Annotated in this window: 21 protein-coding genes and 1 tRNA gene; 6 read left to right on the top strand and 16 right to left on the bottom strand. The window is 69.9% G+C overall.

Annotated elements, in window-relative coordinates:
* Positions 1-2 precede the first annotated feature (2 nt).
* The 6 genes from mshC to HC028_RS13775 form a co-directional block, all read right to left on the bottom strand.
* On the bottom strand, positions 3-1250 hold the full coding sequence (gene mshC, locus HC028_RS13800; protein ID WP_168077213.1) for a cysteine--1-D-myo-inosityl 2-amino-2-deoxy-alpha-D-glucopyranoside ligase: 1248 nt from the start codon (positions 1248-1250) through the stop codon (positions 3-5).
* 78 nt (positions 1251-1328) lie between these two features.
* Positions 1329-2159: an SCO1664 family protein gene (locus HC028_RS13795; protein ID WP_168077446.1), complete on the bottom strand. Its 831-nt coding sequence runs from the start codon at positions 2157-2159 to the stop codon at positions 1329-1331.
* A 51-nt stretch (positions 2160-2210) separates the two neighbouring features.
* Positions 2211-2771, bottom strand: a complete 561-nt coding sequence (locus HC028_RS13790) for a DUF3090 domain-containing protein (protein ID WP_168077211.1) — start codon at positions 2769-2771, stop codon at positions 2211-2213.
* Positions 2772-2822: 51 nt separating this feature from the next.
* A complete protein-coding gene (locus tag HC028_RS13785; protein ID WP_373313965.1) occupies positions 2823-3566 on the bottom strand; it encodes a histidine phosphatase family protein in 744 nt (247 codons plus the stop codon).
* Between the two features lie 54 nt (positions 3567-3620).
* Positions 3621-4457: an undecaprenyl-diphosphate phosphatase gene (locus HC028_RS13780; RefSeq protein WP_168077209.1), complete on the bottom strand. Its 837-nt coding sequence runs from the start codon at positions 4455-4457 to the stop codon at positions 3621-3623.
* Positions 4458-4463: 6 nt separating this feature from the next.
* Positions 4464-5516, bottom strand: coding sequence for an LLM class F420-dependent oxidoreductase (locus HC028_RS13775; protein WP_168077207.1), 1053 nt, complete (start codon positions 5514-5516; stop codon positions 4464-4466).
* A gap of 133 nt (positions 5517-5649) precedes the next feature.
* Between HC028_RS13775 and HC028_RS13770 the strand changes: the two genes are divergently transcribed.
* Both HC028_RS13770 and HC028_RS13765 read left to right on the top strand, forming a co-directional pair.
* On the top strand, positions 5650-6621 hold the full coding sequence (locus tag HC028_RS13770) for an aldo/keto reductase (protein WP_168077205.1): 972 nt from the start codon (positions 5650-5652) through the stop codon (positions 6619-6621).
* 47 nt (positions 6622-6668) lie between these two features.
* Entirely contained in the window at positions 6669-6860 is a 192-nt protein-coding gene (locus HC028_RS13765; RefSeq protein ID WP_168077203.1) for a DUF5703 family protein, read from the top strand.
* Between the two features lie 63 nt (positions 6861-6923).
* Here HC028_RS13765 and HC028_RS13760 read toward each other — a convergent pair whose 3' ends face one another.
* The 3 genes from HC028_RS13760 to HC028_RS13750 all read right to left on the bottom strand — a co-directional run bounded on the left by HC028_RS13760 (position 6924) and on the right by HC028_RS13750 (position 9937).
* Positions 6924-7610, bottom strand: coding sequence for a hypothetical protein (locus HC028_RS13760; protein ID WP_168077201.1), 687 nt, complete (start codon positions 7608-7610; stop codon positions 6924-6926).
* An 89-nt stretch (positions 7611-7699) separates the two neighbouring features.
* The gene (locus tag HC028_RS13755) at positions 7700-9040 is read right to left on the bottom strand and encodes a M20/M25/M40 family metallo-hydrolase (RefSeq protein WP_168077199.1); all 1341 of its coding nucleotides are present in this window, start codon (positions 9038-9040) and stop codon (positions 7700-7702) included.
* 66 nt (positions 9041-9106) lie between these two features.
* Positions 9107-9937 carry an SGNH/GDSL hydrolase family protein gene (locus HC028_RS13750; RefSeq protein ID WP_168077197.1) on the bottom strand — a complete coding sequence of 277 codons (831 nt, stop codon included), beginning with the start codon at positions 9935-9937 and terminating at the stop codon, positions 9107-9109.
* A 242-nt stretch (positions 9938-10179) separates the two neighbouring features.
* Here HC028_RS13750 and HC028_RS13745 point away from each other — a divergent pair, with 242 nt between their 5' ends.
* The 3 genes from HC028_RS13745 to HC028_RS13735 all read left to right on the top strand — a co-directional run bounded on the left by HC028_RS13745 (position 10180) and on the right by HC028_RS13735 (position 11320).
* Entirely contained in the window at positions 10180-10809 is a 630-nt protein-coding gene (locus tag HC028_RS13745; protein WP_168077195.1) for a hemerythrin domain-containing protein, read from the top strand.
* 41 nt (positions 10810-10850) lie between these two features.
* Positions 10851-10997, top strand: coding sequence for a GPGG-motif small membrane protein (locus tag HC028_RS13740; RefSeq protein WP_168077193.1), 147 nt, complete (start codon positions 10851-10853; stop codon positions 10995-10997).
* A 239-nt stretch (positions 10998-11236) separates the two neighbouring features.
* Positions 11237-11320: transfer RNA gene (locus tag HC028_RS13735), tRNA-Leu, on the top strand.
* On the opposite strand, the gene HC028_RS28700 is transcribed toward HC028_RS13735, so the two are convergent.
* Both HC028_RS28700 and HC028_RS27075 read right to left on the bottom strand, forming a co-directional pair.
* The gene (locus tag HC028_RS28700; protein ID WP_420850186.1) at positions 11276-12538 is read right to left on the bottom strand and encodes a recombinase family protein; all 1263 of its coding nucleotides are present in this window, start codon (positions 12536-12538) and stop codon (positions 11276-11278) included. The genes HC028_RS13735 and HC028_RS28700 overlap by 45 nt on opposite strands.
* 44 nt (positions 12539-12582) lie before the next feature.
* Positions 12583-13074, bottom strand: a complete 492-nt coding sequence (locus tag HC028_RS27075) for a DUF6493 family protein (protein WP_205861395.1) — start codon at positions 13072-13074, stop codon at positions 12583-12585.
* A 123-nt stretch (positions 13075-13197) separates the two neighbouring features.
* Here HC028_RS27075 and HC028_RS13720 point away from each other — a divergent pair, with 123 nt between their 5' ends.
* Complete coding sequence (locus HC028_RS13720) at positions 13198-13971, top strand: GntR family transcriptional regulator (protein ID WP_275941286.1); 774 nt, start codon at positions 13198-13200, stop codon at positions 13969-13971.
* A gap of 26 nt (positions 13972-13997) precedes the next feature.
* On the opposite strand, the gene HC028_RS13715 is transcribed toward HC028_RS13720, so the two are convergent.
* Genes HC028_RS13715 through HC028_RS13695 form a run of 5 tightly spaced genes read right to left on the bottom strand, consistent with a single transcriptional unit; the run spans position 13998 to position 19443 of the window.
* A complete protein-coding gene (locus HC028_RS13715) occupies positions 13998-15218 on the bottom strand; it encodes an alanine racemase (protein ID WP_168077191.1) in 1221 nt (406 codons plus the stop codon).
* Positions 15208-16515: an alanine racemase gene (locus HC028_RS13710; RefSeq protein WP_203981424.1), complete on the bottom strand. Its 1308-nt coding sequence runs from the start codon at positions 16513-16515 to the stop codon at positions 15208-15210. The genes HC028_RS13715 and HC028_RS13710 overlap by 11 nt, the downstream gene beginning before the upstream one ends.
* A 25-nt stretch (positions 16516-16540) precedes the next feature.
* Entirely contained in the window at positions 16541-17704 is a 1164-nt protein-coding gene (locus HC028_RS13705) for an ROK family protein (RefSeq protein WP_168077189.1), read from the bottom strand.
* Positions 17705-17716: 12 nt separating this feature from the next.
* Positions 17717-18766, bottom strand: coding sequence for an SIS domain-containing protein (locus tag HC028_RS13700; protein ID WP_168077187.1), 1050 nt, complete (start codon positions 18764-18766; stop codon positions 17717-17719).
* Positions 18763-19443: a ribulose-phosphate 3-epimerase gene (locus tag HC028_RS13695; RefSeq protein ID WP_168077185.1), complete on the bottom strand. Its 681-nt coding sequence runs from the start codon at positions 19441-19443 to the stop codon at positions 18763-18765. The genes HC028_RS13700 and HC028_RS13695 overlap by 4 nt, the downstream gene beginning before the upstream one ends.
* Between the last annotated feature and the right edge of the window lie 75 nt (positions 19444-19518).

The raw sequence follows: 19518 nt of genomic DNA, 5'->3' as shown, positions 1-19518 counted from the left end.
CCTTACAGTAGGACGCCCAGCAGCGCGTCGACGCTCGAGCGCACCAGCGCCGGCGCGCCCGGGTCGTCGCCCTCGCCGGCGAGGGCCGCGTCCGCCCACGCGTCGACGACCGCGAGGGCGCCCGGGGCGTCCAGGTCGTCGGCGAGCCGCTCGCGTACCCCCGCGAGCACCGCGGCGCCCGACGGGCCCGCGCTCGCCGTGACGGCTTCGCGCCAGCGGGCCAGCCGCTGCTGCGCGAGCTTGAGGACGTCATCGGTCCACTGCCGGTCGGTGCGGTAGTGGTCGGCGAGCAGCCCCAGCCGCACCGCCATCGGGTCGACGTGGTCACCCCGCAGCCGGGACACGAAGACCAGGTTGCCGCGGCTCTTGGACATCTTCTCGCCGTTCAGGCCGATCATCCCGGCGTGGACGTAGTGGCGCGCGAACGGGTGGACGCCGGTGAGCACCTCGGCGTGCGCCGCCGAACATTCGTGGTGCGGGAAGAGCAGGTCATTGCCGCCGCCCTGCACGTCCAGTCGGTCGCCGAGGACGGCAAGAGCGATGACCGCGCACTCGATGTGCCAGCCGGGCCGGCCCGGGCCCAGCACCCCGCCGGGCCAGGACGGCTCGCCGTCGCGGGCGCCGCGCCACAGCAGCGGGTCGAGCGGGTCGCGCTTGCCCGGCCGGTCGGGGTCACCGCCGCGCTCGGCGGCCAGCCGCACCATCTCCGACCGGGACAGGTTCGACTCGTACCCGAACCGCGGCGAGGCAGCGAGATCGAAGTACACGTCGCCGGTGCCGTCGTCGAGGCGGTAGGCCGCGCCCCGGTCGAGCAGGTCGGCCACTGTCGTCGCGATCCGCGGGATCGACTCGACCGCGCCCACGTACCGCTCCGGCGGCAGGATCCGCAGCGCCTCCATGTCCTCGCGGAACAGGGCGGTCTCCCGCATGGCGAGGACGACCCAGTCCTCGCGGTCCCGGGCGGCGCGCTCCAGCAGCGGGTCGTCGATGTCGGTGACGTTCTGCACGTACCGCACCGGAATGCCTGCGTCCAGCCAGACCCGGTACGCCAGGTCGAACGTGATCATCGTGGCGGCGTGCCCGAGGTGGGTGGCGTCGTACGGCGTGATGCCACAGACGTACATGGTGGCCGGCCGGCCCTCATCCGCGGTCACGGTCGACGCGACCTCGCGCCGGGCCGAGTCGAACAGGGCAAGGGTCGCGCCGGTGCCGGGCAGCGGCGGGACGTCGGGTGCCGACCAAGACTCCATGGCGCTCAAGGGTAATGGCGGCAGGTGGCGGCCACGCCGCGGGATGGATCAAACTGTGCCGAAGGTCGGGTCACACCGTCAGATCGGCGGCCACGGTATCGACGGCCAGTCGTCGTTCGGCTCCGGAAAGCACCGGGTGGCGAGCAGCCGGTCCACCCGCATCGCGAGCGCCCCGAGCTCCATCTCCGTCAGGTGCTCGGCGAGGGTCGAGCCCAGCCGGCCGCTCAGCTCGACCCGCAGCTTCTCCAGCAGCTCGACGCCGTCGTCGGGCAGCGGCTGCCCCACCCAGCCCCATAGCACGGTGCGCAGCTTGTCCTCGGTGTGGAAGGTCACGCCGTGGTCGACGCCGTACACGTGGCCGTCGACGGTCACGATGATGTGGCCGCCCTTGCGGTCGGCGTTGTTCACCACCGCGTCGAAGATCGCCATTCGCGCCAGCCGCGGGTCGTCGGCGTGCACGAGGGCGTACGGGTGTCCCTGCTCGTCGCGCGCGGCGGCCACCCGGTGCCAGCCGGCCGGCACCTCCCCGGTGGGCACGAATCCGAGCAGCGGGTCGTCCTGGCGCTCCTCGTCGATCCACAGCTGGCACATGCCGGGGCCGAACGGGCCGTCGCGCAGCACCGTCGGCGGCACGACGTCGAAGCCGGCCTGCGTCGACAGCAGGTACGCCGATATCTCCCGGCCGGCAAGGGTGCCGTCGGGAAAGTCCCACAGCGGCCGCTCGCCGCGGACCGGCTTGTACACGCACCGGGCGGTCACGCCGTCAGCGGTGATGACGGCCCGCAGCGTGGCGTTGGACGCGTCGACGAGACGCCCCTCCAGCTCCAACTCACCGTGGCGGAGCAGCGTCAGCGCAGTCTCGCCGGTGAGGGCGGCCCGCACGTCAGCCGGCACCTGGGAGGCCGGCATCGGGCCGGCCGGTAGGTCGGCCGCGCCATGTGGACCTGCCGTCACTGCCAGCTACCGCCGGTAACCGTTGTGCCGGGGGCAGAGGTGACCGCGCACGTCGAGCGGCTGGCCGCACAGCGGGCACGGCGGGCGGCCGGACGCGACGACCTTGCGGGCACGGTCGATGAAGGCACGCGCCGCCTGTGGGGTGAGCCGCACGCGCAACCGGTCCCGGTCGGCGGCCAGCTCCCCTTCTTCGTCTTCCTCTTCCTCTTCCTCGGCCTCGCCCTCGCCCACGGCGATCGCCTCGATCACCACGGTCGCGGTGTCGACGTCGAACGCCAGACCGAGCGTCCCGACCCGGAACTCCTCATCGAGCGGGGTCTCGAGCGGCTCGTTGTCGGCGGGTGACAGGTCAGCCGGCGGCAGCTCGACACCGAAGCGCCGGTGCGCCTCGACAAGCAGCTCGTCGAGCTTCTCGGCCAGCAGGGCCACCTGCACCTTCTCCAGCGCCACGGTGACCAGTCGGCCGCCCCCGCGAGCCTGCAGGAAGAACGTCCGCTCTCCCGGCGCACCCACGGTTCCGGCCACGAACCGCTCCGGCGGCTCGAACGCGTACACCTGGTGGGTCATATGGAAGACCCTATCCGCCCAGACGCCGCGTGTCGCGTCGGTCCATGCACCTCAGGCGACCTCCTCGGCCAGCCCGGCGCCGCCCCCGACGGCCGCGTCAGAGTCGCGGGTCGAGCGCCGCCGCCTGGTCTTTCGCCGCGGTACGAGCGTGCTCAGCGGCGCGCCGGAGTCGTTGAGGCGGAGCACGAACGGGCGCAGCGGCGTGTAGTTGATCACCGTCACAGACGCGGGTTCGATCACGATTCGTTGGAACATGTCCAGGTGTATGCCGAGCGCATCCGCGACGATGGCTTTGATCACATCTCCGTGGCTACAGGCGAGCCACAGCGCGTCCGGCCCGTGCTGCGCGTTGACCTGCGCGTCCCAGTCCCGCACCGCGGCCACGGCGCGGGCCGACATGGTGGCGATGGGCTCTCCGCCGGGGAACGTCGCCGCCGAGGGGTGCTGCTGCACCACCTTCCACAGTGGGTCCTTGGCCAGCTTCTTCAGCGACTGGCCCTCCCAGTCGCCGTAGCCGCACTCGATCAGCCGCTCGTCGACCTGCGGGGCCGAGTCCGGTAACGCCAGGGCGAGGGTCTCCCGGCAGCGCGCGAGGGGGCTGGTGACGACCGCGGCGAGCCGGACCCCGGCGAGCCGCTCCCCGGCCGCCTTCGCCTGCAGCTGCCCCGTGTCGTCGAGCCCGACCGGCTGGTGGCCCGCGAGGGTGCCATCGGCATTGGAGGTGGTCCGGCCGTGCCGGAGGAAGATAACGGTCGCCACGACGGGCAGCTTACGTGCCCGTCCCCCGCCTTTCATGATCGTGGAGGGTTTGTGTGGTTCTGATCCCGCAAACCCTCCACGGTCATGGCGTCACGTCGCGCTGATGGCCCCGGCCGCCAGCAGGCCGATGATCGCGAGGCCGGCGAGCACCCGGTACCAGACGAACGACACCAGCGAGTGGTTGGCGACAAACTTCAACAGCCAGGCGATCGAGGCGTACCCGACGATGAAGCTGACCACGATGCCGACGCCGGTCGCGGTCCAGCCCACGGTGGCCGCCACCTGGTCGGCCTGGCTGACCGCCTCCAGCGCGCCGGCCGCGCTCAGCGCGGGGATGCCGAGGAAGAACGACAGCCGCGTCGCGGTCACCCGGTCGATGCCGAGCAGCAGACCGGCGCTGATCGTCGCCCCGGACCGGGACACCCCCGGGATCAGCGCGATGCTCTGCGCCGCCCCGATGATCAGCGCATCCTTCAGCGTCACGTCACCCTCGGCCCGCTTCTGCGTGGCCCGGTACTCGGCGAACACCATCACCAGACACCAGGCGATCAGCATGTTGGCGACCACCCAGAGGCTCCGCAACGGACCCTCGATCAGCGGCTTGGCGACCAGCCCGACCACCGCGATCGGGAGCGAGCCGACGATCACGTTGAGCGCCATCCGCCAGTCCTGCGACTGGCGGGCCTCCGCGCTGGTGACCCCGCGCACGAAGCCCATCACGAACCGCACGATGTCGCGCCGGAAGTAGATGATCGCCGCGGCGATCGCGCCAACCTGGATGATCGCGGTGTACGCGGTGACCCCGGGCTCGTCGACCTGAAGGCCGAGCAGCTTCTCCACGATCGTGAGGTGGCCGGTCGAGGAGACCGGGAGGAACTCGGTGAGACCCTCGACGATGCCGAGGATGATCGCCTGCCAGATGTGCACGGTCGCTTACTCTCCCACTCCGGATTTGGCGTACGCCTCACTGATCTGACGCAGGGCGCGAACCCCGTCCTCGGCGTCGCCGACGAACAGTACCGCCGACAGCGTGGTCACGCCGGCTTCGGCGTACGCGCGCATCCGCTCGGCGATGCGGTCGACCGGGCCGAGTAGCGACGTACGGTCGATGAACTCCATCGGCAGCGCGGCCGCCGCGTCGCGGTGACGCTTGGCCAGGTACAGGTCCTGCACCTCGCGGGCCGCGTCGCCGTACCCCATGCGGGTGGCGAGCTGGTTGTAGAAGTTCTTCTCCCGGCTGCCCATGCCGCCGACGTACAGGGCGGCGTAGTTGCGGACCAGCTCGGCGCACGTGTCCACGTCGTCGCCGATGACCACCGGAACGTTGGCCACGACGTCGAAGCCGGCCATGTCCTTGCCGACCTTGGCGCGGCCCGCCGCGATGTGGGAGTGCTGTTCGGCGGCGAACTCCGGCGAGTAGAAGATGGCCAGCCACCCGTCGGCGATTTCGCCGGCGAGTTCGAGGTTCTTCGGCCCGACCGCGGCGAGGTAGATCGGGATGTGGTCGCGTACCGGGTGCAGGGTGAGCCGCAGCGCCTTGCCCGGGCCGTCCGGCAGCGGCAGCTCGTAGTGCTGGCCGTGGTACTCGACGTTCTTGCGGGAGAGCGCCATCTTGACGATGTCGACGTACTCACGGGTCCGCTCAAGGGGTTTCGCGAAGCGCACCCCGTGCCAGCCCTCGGAGACCTGCGGGCCGGACACGCCCAGGCCGAGCCGGAAGCGGCCGCCGGAGATGGTGTCCAGGGTGGCCGCCGTCATCGCGGTCATCGCCGGTGTACGCGCCGGGATCTGGAAGATCGCGCTACCCAGCTCGATGCGGCTGGTCTGGCCGGCGAACCAGGCCAGCATCGTCGCCGCGTCCGAGCCGTACGCCTCGGCCACCCACACCGACGAGTACCCCAGTCGATCGGCCTCCTGGGTGAGCGCCAGATGGTCGGCAGCAGCGGACCAAGCCGTTTGATAGCCGAGATTGAGTGCCAGACGCATCGAGCCTCCCCATTGAAAGCCGGCTTGAGAACCGGTCCGCGCCAACAGCCAACACATGCGGACAACGGTGTAGGTCAGGGTAACGGGGCGTCGGAACACCGCTGGAATCGGTCGAGCCGTATCGTTTCTGTCCATGCAGCAGCGACCGCTCGGCCGCAGCGGGCTGACGGTCTCCCGGCTCGCCCTCGGCACGATGACGTGGGGCCGGGACACCGACACCGACGACGCCGCCGCGCAGTTGAAGACCTTCCGGGACGCCGGTGGAAACCTCCTGGACACCGCCGACGTGTACGGCGACGGCGACGCCGAGACGACGATCGGCGCGCTGCTCGGCACCCTCGTCCCGCGCGACGAACTGATCATCGCGTCCAAGGCCGGGCTGCGGCCGGGGTCGTCACGCCGACGCGACGGGTCGCGGGCCCACCTGATGCGCGCCCTGGACGCCACCCTGACCCGCCTGGGTACCGACTACCTGGACCTGTGGCAGGTGCACGGGTACGACCCGGCCACCCCCCTCGATGAGACCCTCGCCGCGCTGGACACCGCCGTGTCCACCGGCCGGGTCCGGTACGCCGGGATCTCGAACTTCTCCGGCTGGCAGACCGCCCGCGCCGCCACCTGGCAGCACGCCTGGCCGGGCCGCACCCCCCTGATCAGCGCCCAGGTGGAGTACTCGCTGCTGGAGCGGGGCGTGGAGCGGGAGGTGCTGCCCGCGGCAGCAGCGCTCGGCATGGGGGTGCTGCCGTGGTCGCCGCTAGGGCGTGGGGTGCTGACCGGCAAGTACCGCAAGGGCGTACCCGCCGACTCCCGCGCGGCGTCGCCGCACTTCAAGCGGTTCCTCGAGCCCTATCTGGACGCGCGCTGCGCCAGCATCGTCGAGGCCGTGGCTACGGCCGCCGACGGCCTGGGCGCCTCGCCACTGGAAGTGGCCCTCGCCTGGGTACGCGACCGGCCGGGGGTGGTCGCCCCGGTGCTCGGGGCCCGCACCGTCGGCCAACTGCTCGGGGCGCTCCAGTCGGAGAAGGTCGTCCTGCCGCCGGAGATCCGCGCAGCGCTGGATGATGTGTCCGCGGTCACCTGGGGTTACCCCGAGCGCCAAACCTGACCTTCTGGCCTGGTCAAGTCCCCGAGACCGGGGCAGGATCGTTAACCATGGACTACGAGTACGCACCGTTGCGGTTGCCGGCGAACGTCGACCGGTTGACCGCGACGGCGCAGCTGACGATCCAGGCCGAGTACGCCGGGTGGGAGCTTGCCCGGGTGCGGTTGTACGCCGACGGCACCAGGCAGGTCATGCTGCGCCGGAAGGTCAGCGCCGCTTCGCAGCCCGGCTTGTCGTACTGATATCAGCGCAGGATCCGTCACCGGTCCCGACGCCACGCCGGGACCGGTGACGGAGTACCCGGCTCAGCCGCGGCCGGTGTCGCCGCGGCCGGTGTCGCCGCGGCCGCCCTCGCCCTCCTCCTCGACCTCGACGAAGGTGTGCTCGTCGAGCCGGTCGACGAGCCGATCGTCGGCGTCGAGCCGGAAGGGGCCCGTGCCGTCGTTGTCTGCGAACGCCGCCGGGTCCAGGCCCTCGGCGACCTCGGCGACCACGACCACCCCGTTGAGGGACTCCAGTTCCGGGATGTCCAGGGCACCCAGCGAGCCGTCGCTGGCCTGCATGAGCTCCAGCATCGCCGCACCGACGGACTCGACCGGTTCGACCGGCTCACCCTCCGCCCGCGGCCCCGCCCGCCGCGCGGACTCCGCGACTCTCAGCAAGGCACTCACGCTCGGCACCCGGAAGTCTCGGCGCTGGCGCACCGACACCACCCGAGGGTACGGGTCGTCGGCGCCCTCGGCACCCATGGCGAACTGCCGCTCGGCCTCCTCGGCGTCGATCGCGTCGACGTCCCACGGCGTCACCTCCCCGAACGCGTCGAGCAGCTGCTCGTCGTAGTCGAACGAGGCGTTGTTGAGTTCGACGTACGAACGCCACACCTGATCGTCGTCGGTGCGCCCGCCGGCGGCCTTGACAGCGGCGAGATGCGCCCGGGCTGCGGCGCACACCCGCTCCAGGGCGGCGTCCAGGTCCGTATTCTGGTCGGTCATCGTTTGGCTCCCCTTCAGGGTGATCGCTCGGTGTTCAGCATGATTGCGGGGCGTCAGCTCGGTTTCGGGCGTCAGCTCGGTTTCGGGCGTCAGCTCGAAGCGAGGAACCGGTCAAGCACGCGCGCACCGAACTGGAGTCCGTCGACGGGCACGCGCTCGTCGATGCCGTGGAACAGCGCACCGAAGTTGAGGTCTGCCGGCAGCCGCAGCGGCGCGAAGCCGAAGCAGCGGATGCCGAGCTTGATGAAGGCCTTCGCGTCGGTGCCCGCGGACAGCATGTAGGGCACGGCGCGCGCCGCCGGGTCCTCCGCGCGCAGTGCAGCGCCCATGGCCTCGACCAGGGGGCCGTCGAACGTCGTCTCCCAGGGGACCTGACGCTCGATGTACTCGATGTCGATGTCCGGGCCGACCACCGCCCGCAACTGCTCTTCGAAGATCTCCGACTGGCCGGGCAGAGTGCGGCAGTCGACGGTCGCGACCGCGCGGCCGGGGATGACGTTCTCCTTGTAGCCGGCGTCGAGCCGGGTCGGGTTGGCGATGTTGCGGACCGTCGCGCCGATGATCGTCGCGATCGGGCCGAGCTTGGCGATGGCCGCCTCAGGGTCGTCGAGGTCCAGCTCGATGTGCAGCGCTTCGGCGACCTCTGCCAGGAACGCGCGTACCGTGTCGGTCACCGTGATCGGGAAGCGGTGGCGGCCCAGCCGTGCCACGGCCTCGGCCAGCGCGGTGATCGCGTTGTCGTCGTTGACCATCGAGCCGTGCCCGGGCCGGCCGCGGGCGATCAGCCGCAGCCACTCCATGCCCTTCTCGGCGGTCTCCACCAGGTACAGCCGCAGGTTCTCGTCGACCGTGTAGGAGAAGCCGCCGACCTCGCCGATCGCCTCGGTGACGCCCTCGAACAGTTCCGGGTGGTTGTCGACCAGGTAGTGCGCGCCGTAGCGGCCGCCGGCCTCCTCGTCGGCGAGGAACGCCAGTACCAGATCGCGCGGGGGCACCCGGCCCTCCCGCCGCCACTGCCGGACGACCGCGAGGGTCATCGCGTCGAAGTCCTTCATGTCGATGGCGCCGCGGCCCCACAGGTACCCGTCCTTGATCTCGCCGGAGAACGGGTGGACCGACCACTCGCTGGCGTCGGCCGGCACGACGTCGAGGTGCCCGTGCACCAGCAGCGCTCCACGACTGGGATCGGCACCCTCGTAGCGGGCCACCACGCTGGTCCGCCCGGTGGCGCTCTCCCGGATCTCCGGGGTGAGGCCGACCTCGGCGAGCTTCTCCGCCACGTACTCGGCGGCGACCCGCTCCCCCGCGCTCGTGGAGGTATCACCGGTGTTGGTGGTATCGATGCGCAACAGGTCGCGGCAGATCTCCACCACCTCGTCGGCGGCGCTGACAGGGTGGCCGGCCGCGCCGGGAGCGTCTTGTGCGGTCATACCCCTCTTCTTACCAGTCGGGGCTGACACCGCGGACGCGGCCGGCGGCGGCCGGCGCGGATCCTTTTACCAGTTGAAGCCGGCAGTGTACGAGATCTGTGCCAGCACCGCCTGGCCGGTAGCGTTGGGGTGGAAGTAGTCCCAGGTGGACACCTGGGACAGCGCGAACGGGTAGTTGAAGACCGCGTTGCGGTCGAACGCGCAGTTCGGCCCGTACGCGGTGCAGGCCTGCGCCAACTGGGCGTTGAAGTCGACGACGCGCTGGCGTACGCGGTCACGGCGTGCGACGTCCGCGGGGGCGGTCGAGGTCGGGTTGGCTAACAGCGACTGGCAGATGCCGAACAGTCCCCAGGCGCTGCGGGCGCCGCTGTTGTCCTTGCCGACCGCCCACAGCCGCTTGACGTCCGGGATGCTGACGACCAGCACCTTCGCGTCCGGCAGCCCGGCGCTGAGCCTGCTCAGCGCCGCATCGATGGAGGCGCGGAACGAGCCGACCGAGGTCATTGTGGACTCCGAGCTGGTGCAGGCGTCGTTGGCCCCGATGAGCATCGTCACGTACCCGACGTGCCGGGAGACGACCGTGGTGGCCTGACCGGGCATGTCGGCGGCTTTGGCGCCGCTCCTGGCGTCGTTGTAGTTCCTGCCGGAGATCGCGCTGTTCTTGGCGCGGATGCGCAGGTAGTGGCTGTTGACTCCGCTGTCGTCGCCGGTGCTGTACGAGTGCGAGGTGCAGTCGACGTACCAGCCGCAGGCGTTGAACCCGCGGGTGATCGAGTCTCCCATGCTCGCCATTGAGCTGGGCGGTGGTCCGGGGGCCGCGAAGGCGGTGGTGGTGGGGATGATCGCGGCGGCCACGCCGATGGTGAGGGCGAGTAGGCCAGGGCGCACGAGTCTCATGGGCGGACCTCACTCCGTGCGACGAAGGTGTTACCGATAGGTAACTTTCATTAGCGCACGGAGAGTGATCCATTGACATGTGGCGATTGTGCGATTAGCGAAAGAGGCTTTATCAATTCCGCCGGCGCATCTGGCCGCTGGTCGTAGGCGGGCGGCAGGTGACGGATCAGCGGGGCGGTTTGCTGTTCGGACGACTGGGGTATCGATCGGGCAACGTCAGACCGACCGAAGGAGTTCACTCCGTGTCCGCGCCCCTGCCTCCGCTGCCGCCCATCTTCGCGGTGGGCGATGACGACGTCCTCCCAGGCGGGCGCACCATGGTCGACATCCTCGTCGACGACCATCACGAGATCTCGACCCTCTGCGACCGACTACGGGAGTCCCTGGCCGATCGCGCGGCAGCGCGGCCGCTCGCCGACGTCCTGGTGGCAACGCTGTCCCGACACCTGTCAGTCGACGAGCAGTACCTCTACCCCACCGCCCGGGCCGTGCTCCCCGACGGCGCACACCTCGCCGACCAGGAGCTGGCCGAGAACGCGGTGATGCTGCGCACCCTCAAACAACTGCACGGCATGGCCACCGACGATCCGGCGTACCCCGACATCGTCGACACGTTGACCCGGCAGGTACGCCACCACGCGTTGCGCGCGTCACACGAGGTGTTTCCCCGACTGCGGGAAATGTGCAGCGACAACGAACTGGCCCGGCTCGGCAACCGGGTGGAGATCGCGCACGAGGCAGCGCCCACCCGGCCGCACCCGGCCACCCCCGTTACTCCCCCGGCCAACAAGGTGGTCGACCCGGTCGTCGGCGCCGTGGACAAGGTCCGCGACGCCCTCACCGGCCGCACCACCTGGCCGGCGGATCTATAGATCGACGTTTACCGGTTTAGAGGGAAGGGAAATCAGGGATCATGGCTACTCTTCTGTGGATCCTGGCGGTAGTACTGGTCGTCTCCGGCATCGTGGCGCTGCTGCGCTCGCAGGTACTGTGGGGCATCGTGTTGATCATCGTCGGCCTGCTGGTCGGCCCGGGCGGGGTCAGCATCTTCGGCCATTGATCGTCGGCGCGCCGGACTCCCCGCCGGCCGCCCTTATCCCGGTGGGCCTGGAGGCGCCCCGCATGCCTCCAGGCCCACCGGCCTGTCCAGATCATGCACTCTCGTCCCCTCCGACGCCGCCGACACGCAACCCGCGAGCCGTTTCGCATGATCGTCGCCGGGGGTGTACAGTCAATGTCCGTGCCACCGGGCAGGCGGCGGGGCTTCCACGCCCCGTCTTTTCGTCCAGGGCACGGCAGGTCCGAGTGGCGGAATGGCAGACGCGCTAGCTTGAGGTGCTAGTGCCCGCATAGGGCGTGGGGGTTCAAGTCCCCCCTCGGACACAAACCATTACCCCACGGTGGGCGCCCAACATGTGCTTGGACGCTCACCGTTTGCGTTTCCGGATGGTAGGTCAACCGCACACCGAGCTGCCGATACAGTTTCGCCTTGTCGGCCGGATCGGCCTCCCGGAGGACCGCGATGGCGTCGGCGATCTCGTTCACGATGGCCGTGATCCCTTCGCGGCTCATGCGACGCGTGTCACTTCGGCTACCGGCCGCGTAGCGGGCGGCGTCGGCGTGGGCACGTGCGCGGTCGGCCTGAGCCTGGGCGATCCAGGCGGCGACCACGCTCGGATCGGCGCCCGCCTCGAGGGCCGAGCGGTAGCGTTCCAGTTTCGCGTCGCACTCCGCGATCATGGCCTGGGCCTGATTGAGCGCGGGGTTGGGAATGTCGGGCATGCTCACGTCGGCGAGGGCCGCGATGGTGCGGTCGCGCTCGTGTGGGGCGAACAGACCCGCCAACCAGGCGTCGAGAGGTTCGATCACGGCGTCTTCACGGATGTAGACGTTGCGAGGATGATCGAGCCGGTTGGCCAGGGCGTACTCCTGGGGAAACCGGCACCGGTAGTAGGCGACCCCGTGGGAGTACTGGCCCTGCATCTTGCGCCGGCATACCGCACAGCGCACTGCGCCCCGGAAGACGTACGTGTTGCGAGTCCGGTGCTCGACATGCCGACCGCCCTTGCCGGTGCCGCGGCGGGCGAGGATCTCCCGTGCCCGGGCAAACGTGTCATCGTCGACCAGCGGCGTGTGGGCGAGGGTCTTCGAACGGACCCACCTGTCCTGCGAGTTCCAGCGCATGACATTGGTGTAGCCCATGGCGACGTCGGCGACGTCCAGCAGGACCTCATCCGTGCGCTGCCTGTTCCACACTTGCCGGCCGGTGTAGCGAGGGTTGGTGAGGATCGTCCGGACGGCGCTTTTCGACCAGGCGATGCCGGAGCGGTGCCGGTTACGTGCCCGGTCGTGGGCCGACGGGCAGGGGATCCCGTCGCGGGTGAGCCCTTCCGCGATGACGAACAGCCCGTTGCCAGCCAGGAACTCGGAAAATATGCGCTGAACCACCGGGGCTGTCGAGGGGTCCGGGGTCAGGCCGTGCAGCCGCTTGCCGTCGGCGGCCTTGGCAGGGTTGGGGTGGGGGCCGAGATCCTTCAAGGTGTAGCCGTAGGGTGGCCGGCCGCCGAGGTAGCGGCCTTCCAGGTGGGTCTGTGAGGACATGGCGGTGCGCACCCGCAGCTTGATGCGATTGCGCTCGCCCTTGCTCATGCCCCCGAACACCGACATGACCAGCTCGTGGGCTTCGTTGTCGGGTCGATCGGTCCACCGATCTCGGGCACCCACAGCAACCAGGCGACGCGGTACGCGCTGAAGTCGCGCCCGAGCGCGCGCAGACAACTCGTCAGCACTCGATCGCGCGGGAGGGCGCCGTCGGACACCAACGCCCGGAAGGTCTCGGCCCAGCCCGCCTCGAGGCGGCTGTACTTGTCCACATTGGCGATGCTGACCTCACCGCCGCCCTCGATCTCGAACACCCGCCACAGCACCGTCTCGCGGAGCTCGGGATCGTTGTGGAGCGCGGCGATCCTCGCCTGCCCGTCCCACCGGTCCCCGAGTCCGGAAACCATGGCAAGGACGTACGCGTCGTCGTGATCCAGCGAAATCAGGCCCAGCCGCTCCACGGTTCGTATGCCCGCGAATGTGTTCGACTGCGTCCAGCTCTCGGCCAGCCAGCGGACGCCGTCCGACCACCTCAATTGGCGGATGCCTCAATACCAACACGGGTGGACCGGATTTTCGAGCCCACCATCGCGGTTGATGGGTCGTCTGGACCGACGTCGACTAGCTCTTCCATCCGAAGCCGTCTAACATCAGACAACATGACAACCGAATGGACCGGCGCGCGAGTTCAACCGCGACCCAGCCTCGCGAACCAGGTCATGGCAGACCTGCGGCAGGCCATCGCGTCGGGCGCCTTCGGCACGAACGGGCAGTTGCCGTCCGAGCCCGCCCTCAGCCAGCAACTCGGTGTCAGCCGACCGACGGTGCGCGAAGCCATTGCGGTGCTCGAGCAGGAAGGCCTAGTCATCCGGCGGCACGGGCTCGGCACGTTCGTGATGTCCGCCGTGGTCGAACTACCGAACATTCTCAACGTCAACACCGGGATCACCGACATGATCCGGTCGGCCGGCAAGGATCCGGGCGCCCGGAAGGCCACCGTCAGCACGATGGCGGCTGATGAACGGATCGCCGGCCAGCTAGGCATCATGCCGGGGACCTCGGTCGGGGTCATCGAGCGCACCCGCACCGCCGACGACCAGCCGGTTGCCCTGACCCGTGACTTCGTCCGCCTCGATCACCTCTCCAGCCACGGTTTGCTGCCCGAGCGTCTCCAGTCGTTCGTCGGCGGCGCCGACTCGCTCTACAGCTACCTTTCCAGCATCGGTGTCGCCGTTACCTACGGCGTCGCCAAGGTACTTCCGGCCAGAGCGACCGCTGAACTCGCCGAAGCGCTCGAGCTGAAGCCGGACGCCGACCTGCTTCTGCTCGAACAGACCGATTACAACAGCGCCGGAGCGCCACTTCTGTTCTCCGAGGAGTACCTTGTGCCCGGCCCGCTGACCATCTACGTGTTCCGGCGCGGACCGGGCTGAGGCGTGACGCCCTGCCGGCCAGGGCGTCAGTTGTACCAGGGCAGTCGCCTGCCGAGTTGATCGAAGACGCCCAGTAGCCGGGGCCGGCCGTCGCGGTGGTCAATGACGGCGATGTTGGCCCGCGTCACGAATGACTGGATACGGAAGCCGAACACCACCGTGGCGCCGACCGGGGCCATTCGCTCGTCGGCGTCGAGGAACCCGTAGTAGTCGATTCCCCCGAACTCCCCGCTGCTGCCGGAACCCGCCCCCAGGAAGGGCAGCCGCTGCTCCAGCAGTTGCTCGACGTTCTGGCCAACGAGCGCCTGGCGGGCGAATCCCGGCTGCAGCCACTGCGGGTCGTCGACGAAGAAACCACCGCCGTACACGTACGCCTTGCCGTTGAAGTGGTGCGCCACTTCGGTGACGTAACAGGCCGCCGGGATCTCCGGAAGATCCTCGAACTGCAGGTGGTACGGGGTCGTGCCGAGGAAGCCGTGACCCGGTTCGATGTGGGTCGCGCCCGCCTCGGCCTGCAGCGGAACGGTCAGCGCGCAGGTGTTCCCGGGCGCGTTCACCTGCCGGACGTCCACGCCCAGCCCGCGCAGGATCTCCGCCGCGCGCCGGATCGTCGCGAAGTTGCCGGTCGGCCGTGGCGCGCCGGAGTCGGCGTACGACACCGTCGGAAACGACGTCACACCGGCGATGTCGACACCCTCCGCCCGCCGGATCCGCTCGACAGCCTCGGGTAACTCGTCGAGCAGGAACCCGGCCTCCATGCCCGCCAGGTAGGTGTCGCGTTCCGGATCGGCCACCCGCAGCAGCACCTGCTGGACGTACCCCAGCTCGCGCGCAACCTGCCCCACCTGTTCGGCCTTGCCCACCGAGAAGACGGACACGACCTCCGGGCGGTCGGCGAGCAGGCCGGGCAGTTCGGAGCGCGGAATCTGGACCAGGTTTCCGATGTGCCCCAGCCGGAATCCGTTGGTGCTCAGCGCGTGGGCGCAGTCGACGTCGACCGACACCGTCTCGGCCGACCCTTCCGCCATCAGCGCCTGCGCGACGAGGGGGTTGCGGCCGACCTGCTTGAGCATCCAGTAAAGCGAGAGGCCGTACTGATCGGCCGCCGCGCGGATCGCCCGCCCGTTGGCCGCGATGGCGTCCAGATCAAGGACGTAGGTGTTGGCCGGAATCTCACCGCTCAGCGCCAGCTCGGCCGCGGAACGGACCAGTTGCGGGTTCCGGCTGAGCAGCTTGTCAAGAAACATCGCGGTCCCTCTGCGCGGACTTGTCCACATAGGAGCGCGCGACCCGCTCGATCCGGGACCGGGTCTCGGCCGGCGGCAACGGCGCGAAGTTCTCGTCGAGCTCGTTGCATCCGGTGTCGAAGAGCCCTTCGAGCTTCGGCTCGTTGCGCGCGATGCCACTCACGGCGGCGACGTAGGCGCGGTTCATGAAGATCTGGGGCAGCAGCAACGGGTACACCGCGGTGTCGCCGATCTTCGCACCGTCGACCGGCCCGCCGCCGAAGTAGTCGACGACGCCCTTGAGCCGCATCGGCATGATCCGCTCGGTGGCGTCCTCGAAGGTCGAGCCCACCATCGCCTGCGGGATCCACTGGTCCGGCGAGTACAGCCAGGTCAGCCCACCGCCCAGGGTGTAAGCCTCGCCCTCCCAGTAGTGCATGACCTCGCTGACGTACACCTGGGACTGCCGCTCAGGCAGGTCGTGGTAGAGGCCGTAAAGGCTGGACCCGGTCAGGCCGGAGCCCGGCTCCACGTCGGTCGCACCGTAGCGGGCGAGCGTCTCGAACGTAGCCGTGTTGCAGTTCGCCGCACAGTTGACCCGAAGGTCGGAAAGCCCTAGGTCCTTCTCCAGCTTCTCCTTGGCGCGAAGCATGGTGAAGAACGAGTCGGTGGGCTCCACCTTCCACGGGTCGGTGTGGTTGTAGCTGATGCAGGGGTGCATCGTGAGCCCGGCGATGTGCACGTTCGGAAGGTCGAGGATGGGGCGGATCTCCTCGACACAGGTGTCCTCGGACCAGCCGCCCACCATGCCGGCGAAGATCTCGTCGCCCGGCTTGTTGACCCGTACGTACAGCCCCTGGTCGCGTCCCTGCGCCCGGGCCGCCTCGGAGACCGCTTTCGCCGCCTCATACGAGTACACCGTGATCACGTCGGGGTTCATCCCCACGATCCGGCCGACCTGATGCTTGGGGATGTTGGACAGGTGCCCGACGTGGCCGACCGGCAGCCCGAACCGGTTCAGGATGTTGGCCTCGATGGCCTCGACGGCGACGATGCTGTCCAGGCCCTGCTCGAGTACGACCCGCGCCAGGTACGGATTGTGGCCGTCCTGCTTGGTCATGGCGTACACGCGCAGGCCTAGCCGACGGGCGACCGCCGCCATCGCCTTGGCGTTGTCGGCGATCGCGTCCAGGTCCAGCACGTACGTGGCCGCCGGGATCTGGCCACTCTGATGCAGTTCGATGGCTGCCCGGACGAGGTTGGGGTTTCGTTCGAGCACCCGGCGTACCGGAAGCTGCGGGTCCACTGCGCTGTCCACTGTGTCGCTCCTTGTTGCTGGATTGTCAGGCTGACTGAGGCACGGTTGCGAGGGCTACCGCGACCGATCCGTGCAGCGGCCCGCGGTGAGCCAGCGGGCTGGGTTCGATGGCGGGAGGCCGGTGCGCCAACCGCTGCGCGTGCTGGCGCACGGGGCCCAGCAGGGCGGCGTTGCTGCCCAATCCGCCGCCCAGGATGACAAGGGACGGATCCAGCGTGGACACGATGACGCTGATGCCCATTGCCAGCAGTTCGGCCTGGCGTTCCAGAACCCGGGCGGCCGTCGGGTCACCGGCCGCCGCCGCCTGGAACACCACCCGGGCATCGTGGTCGCTCCGCTCCGCCCCCGATTCGGCAGCGAATCGCTTTGCCACCGCCGGACCGGCCACGGCGTCTTCGAAGGCGCCCCTCTCACGGTGTTCGGCCGCGAACGGGTCGTTGCCCAGCGGCAGGTAACAGATCTCCCCGGCGCTTCCCCGCCCGCCGCCGAACACCTCCCCGCCGAGCACGATGCCCATCGCCACGCCGGTGCCGATGCAAAGTACGACGAAGTCGTCGCTCCCCTTCCCTCGCCCGCGCCAGCGCTCCCCCACCGCGGCCATGCGGACGTCCTGAGCGACGGCCACGGGCAGGCCAAGGGCTCGTTCCAGCGCCGCGGCAGGCCGGATCTCGTGCAACTCTGGGACGTTGCCGGCGCTCCACGCCCGGTCGGCCACCGGGTCGTAGCTTGCGGGGACTCCAACGCCGGCAGCCAGCACGGGCCCGGCGGCGGGGCCCGCGCGGCGGGTCAACTCGTCGCGCACGCTCGCGATCTGACCGGCCAGGTCCTGCTGGGTGGTCGGCACGATCAGCTCGTCGATCACGCCGCCGTGCAGGTCGGCCAGCGCAGCCATGATCTTCGTGCCGCCCACGTCAACGGCGAGTACCGTGCCGGCTGGCCGGGGCCGTAGGCTCACGCTGTCCCCCCTGGTTTCCACCAGACCGCGCGCCTGCAGCGCCCGCACCGCGGCCCGGGCCCGCGACCTGGATAGCGGCCGCAGGTCACCGAGCCCGATCGCCCCACTCGCGACCCGGGCCGCATCGACGACCGCCGCCGCGTCCGCAGCCGCGATGAGCCAGCGTCCCCAGGTACGCGACGGGCGTCGGCCAGCGGTGTACGTCGGGGCGCCGGCGGGCCGGGCATCGCTCATGGGTACCAGTTCCTACAGCGTGGTGATGACGGGAGTCGTGTTGACGAAGGAACCGGGCTCGACCCCGCGCCCCATCGCCACCGCCCGGCTCAGCAGTTGCGCCGGCACGATCTCGAACACGGGCGCCACGTACTCGTCCGCCGCGTCGATCGCGACGGCGAGCCGGCGGCCGGAGGCGGGCGACTCCTCCTCCCCGATGACGAGCACGCGCGCCCCGTACGCTTCCAGTTCATCGGCCAACTGCCGGTTGAGTTCGCCGGCCCGGCCGTTCGGCGCGAAGATCATAGCGAAGGTGCCCTGGCCGACGACCTCCACCGCGCCGTGGCGGAACTGGCCGCCGTTGATGCCTTCAGCCGGAAGCTTCGCGGTCTCCTTGAGGAGCAGCCCGGCGCCCAGCGCGCTGGAGATCGACGCTCCCCGGCCGAGCGCGATGGCGTACCCGGGGTCCCCGGCCAGCTCCACCATCGCCTCGAGCGCCGCCTCGGAGCGCTCGATGGCCCGGGACATGGGGTCGCCGTGCAGGAGCCGGCGGCGAGTGTCGGCGGTCGACTCCGTGCACATCTGCTCGGTGAGCATGAGCAGCAGCGCGACGGTAGCGGTGTAGGTCTTCAGGGCGACCGACAGGTCCGGCTCGGCGAGCAGCGGCAGGACGATGTCGGCGCGCTGGGCGAGCGGGGTGGTGGTGTCGTTGGTTACGACGATGAGCGGGTTCGACCGGGGCATCTGCTCGGCCAAGGCGGTCGCCTCCGCCGACCGGCCGGACTGGGACACGACCAGCACCGGTTGGCCTTCCCGGAGCGCCGGCAGACCGTACTCGATGAGGTAGGCGGTGTCCTCCAGAACGACGGGCTTGTGCGCGCCGTCGAGGACGGCCTTGGCCGCGAAGAGTGCGAAGTACGACGCGCCCATTCCGGTGATCACCGGCGGAACGGCGGTGCTGCGGAGGCAGGCGGCCGCCGCGCGGAGCGCGTCAGCCTGCTCGCCGTCGGCGTACTCGGTGCACACGCGCTCGAGCGTCGCGGGCTGGGCGTGGATGTCGGCGAGGAATCGTTGTGCGCTCATGCCACCTGTCCCGTCGTGACGCCGTCGAGGCACGCGTGCATCGCGGCGAGTGAGTCCGCGTACGCCTCGGCGTCGTGTTGTCCGTTGAAAAGGCTGCTGGTACCGCAGACGAAGGCGTCCGCACCCGCCGCCGCCAGCTGCGGCGTGGTGGTCCGGTCGATGTGGCCGTCCACCAGGATCGTGGTCTCCGGCCCGCACAGGTCCCGGGCCGCGCGGACCCGGGCGGGCGAGTTCTCGATCCAGGCCTGGCCGGCGAAGCCGGGCTCCACCGACATGATCTGCACGAACGGCAGGTCGGCGACCGACTCGATCGCCGCGACCGGGGTCGCGGGGTTGATCGCCACCCCGGCGCGCATGCCGGACTTGGCGATCTGGCCGGCGAGCCGGCGCGGGTAGGGGCTCGCCTCGATGTGGAAGATGAACACGTCACAGCCTGCGGTGGCCATCGGCTCGACGTACGAGGCTGGGTCTTCGACCATCAGGTGCACGTGTAACGGCCGGGCCGTCAGCGGTCGCAGTGCCGCGACGATGTCCGTGGTCAGCGCGAGATTCGGGACGAAGTGGCCGTCCATGACGTCGATGTGGAACGAGTCGACACCGGCCCGGTCGAGGGCGACGACCTCCTCGCCCAACCGATCGAGATGGGCGCACATGAGGGACGCGGAGAACTCAGCCACATCGTCTCCCTGCGATTCGGCCCGGGTGTGTCGGGGCATTTGACGCTAACATGTCAGACATCTTTACATCTGACG

The sequence above is a fragment of the Planosporangium flavigriseum genome, assembly GCF_011947225.1.
Taxonomy (GTDB): domain Bacteria; phylum Actinomycetota; class Actinomycetes; order Mycobacteriales; family Micromonosporaceae; genus Planosporangium; species Planosporangium flavigriseum.
The sequence above is the reverse complement of the archived record's forward strand: the minus strand, read 5'-3'. Positions and strand labels throughout refer to the sequence as shown.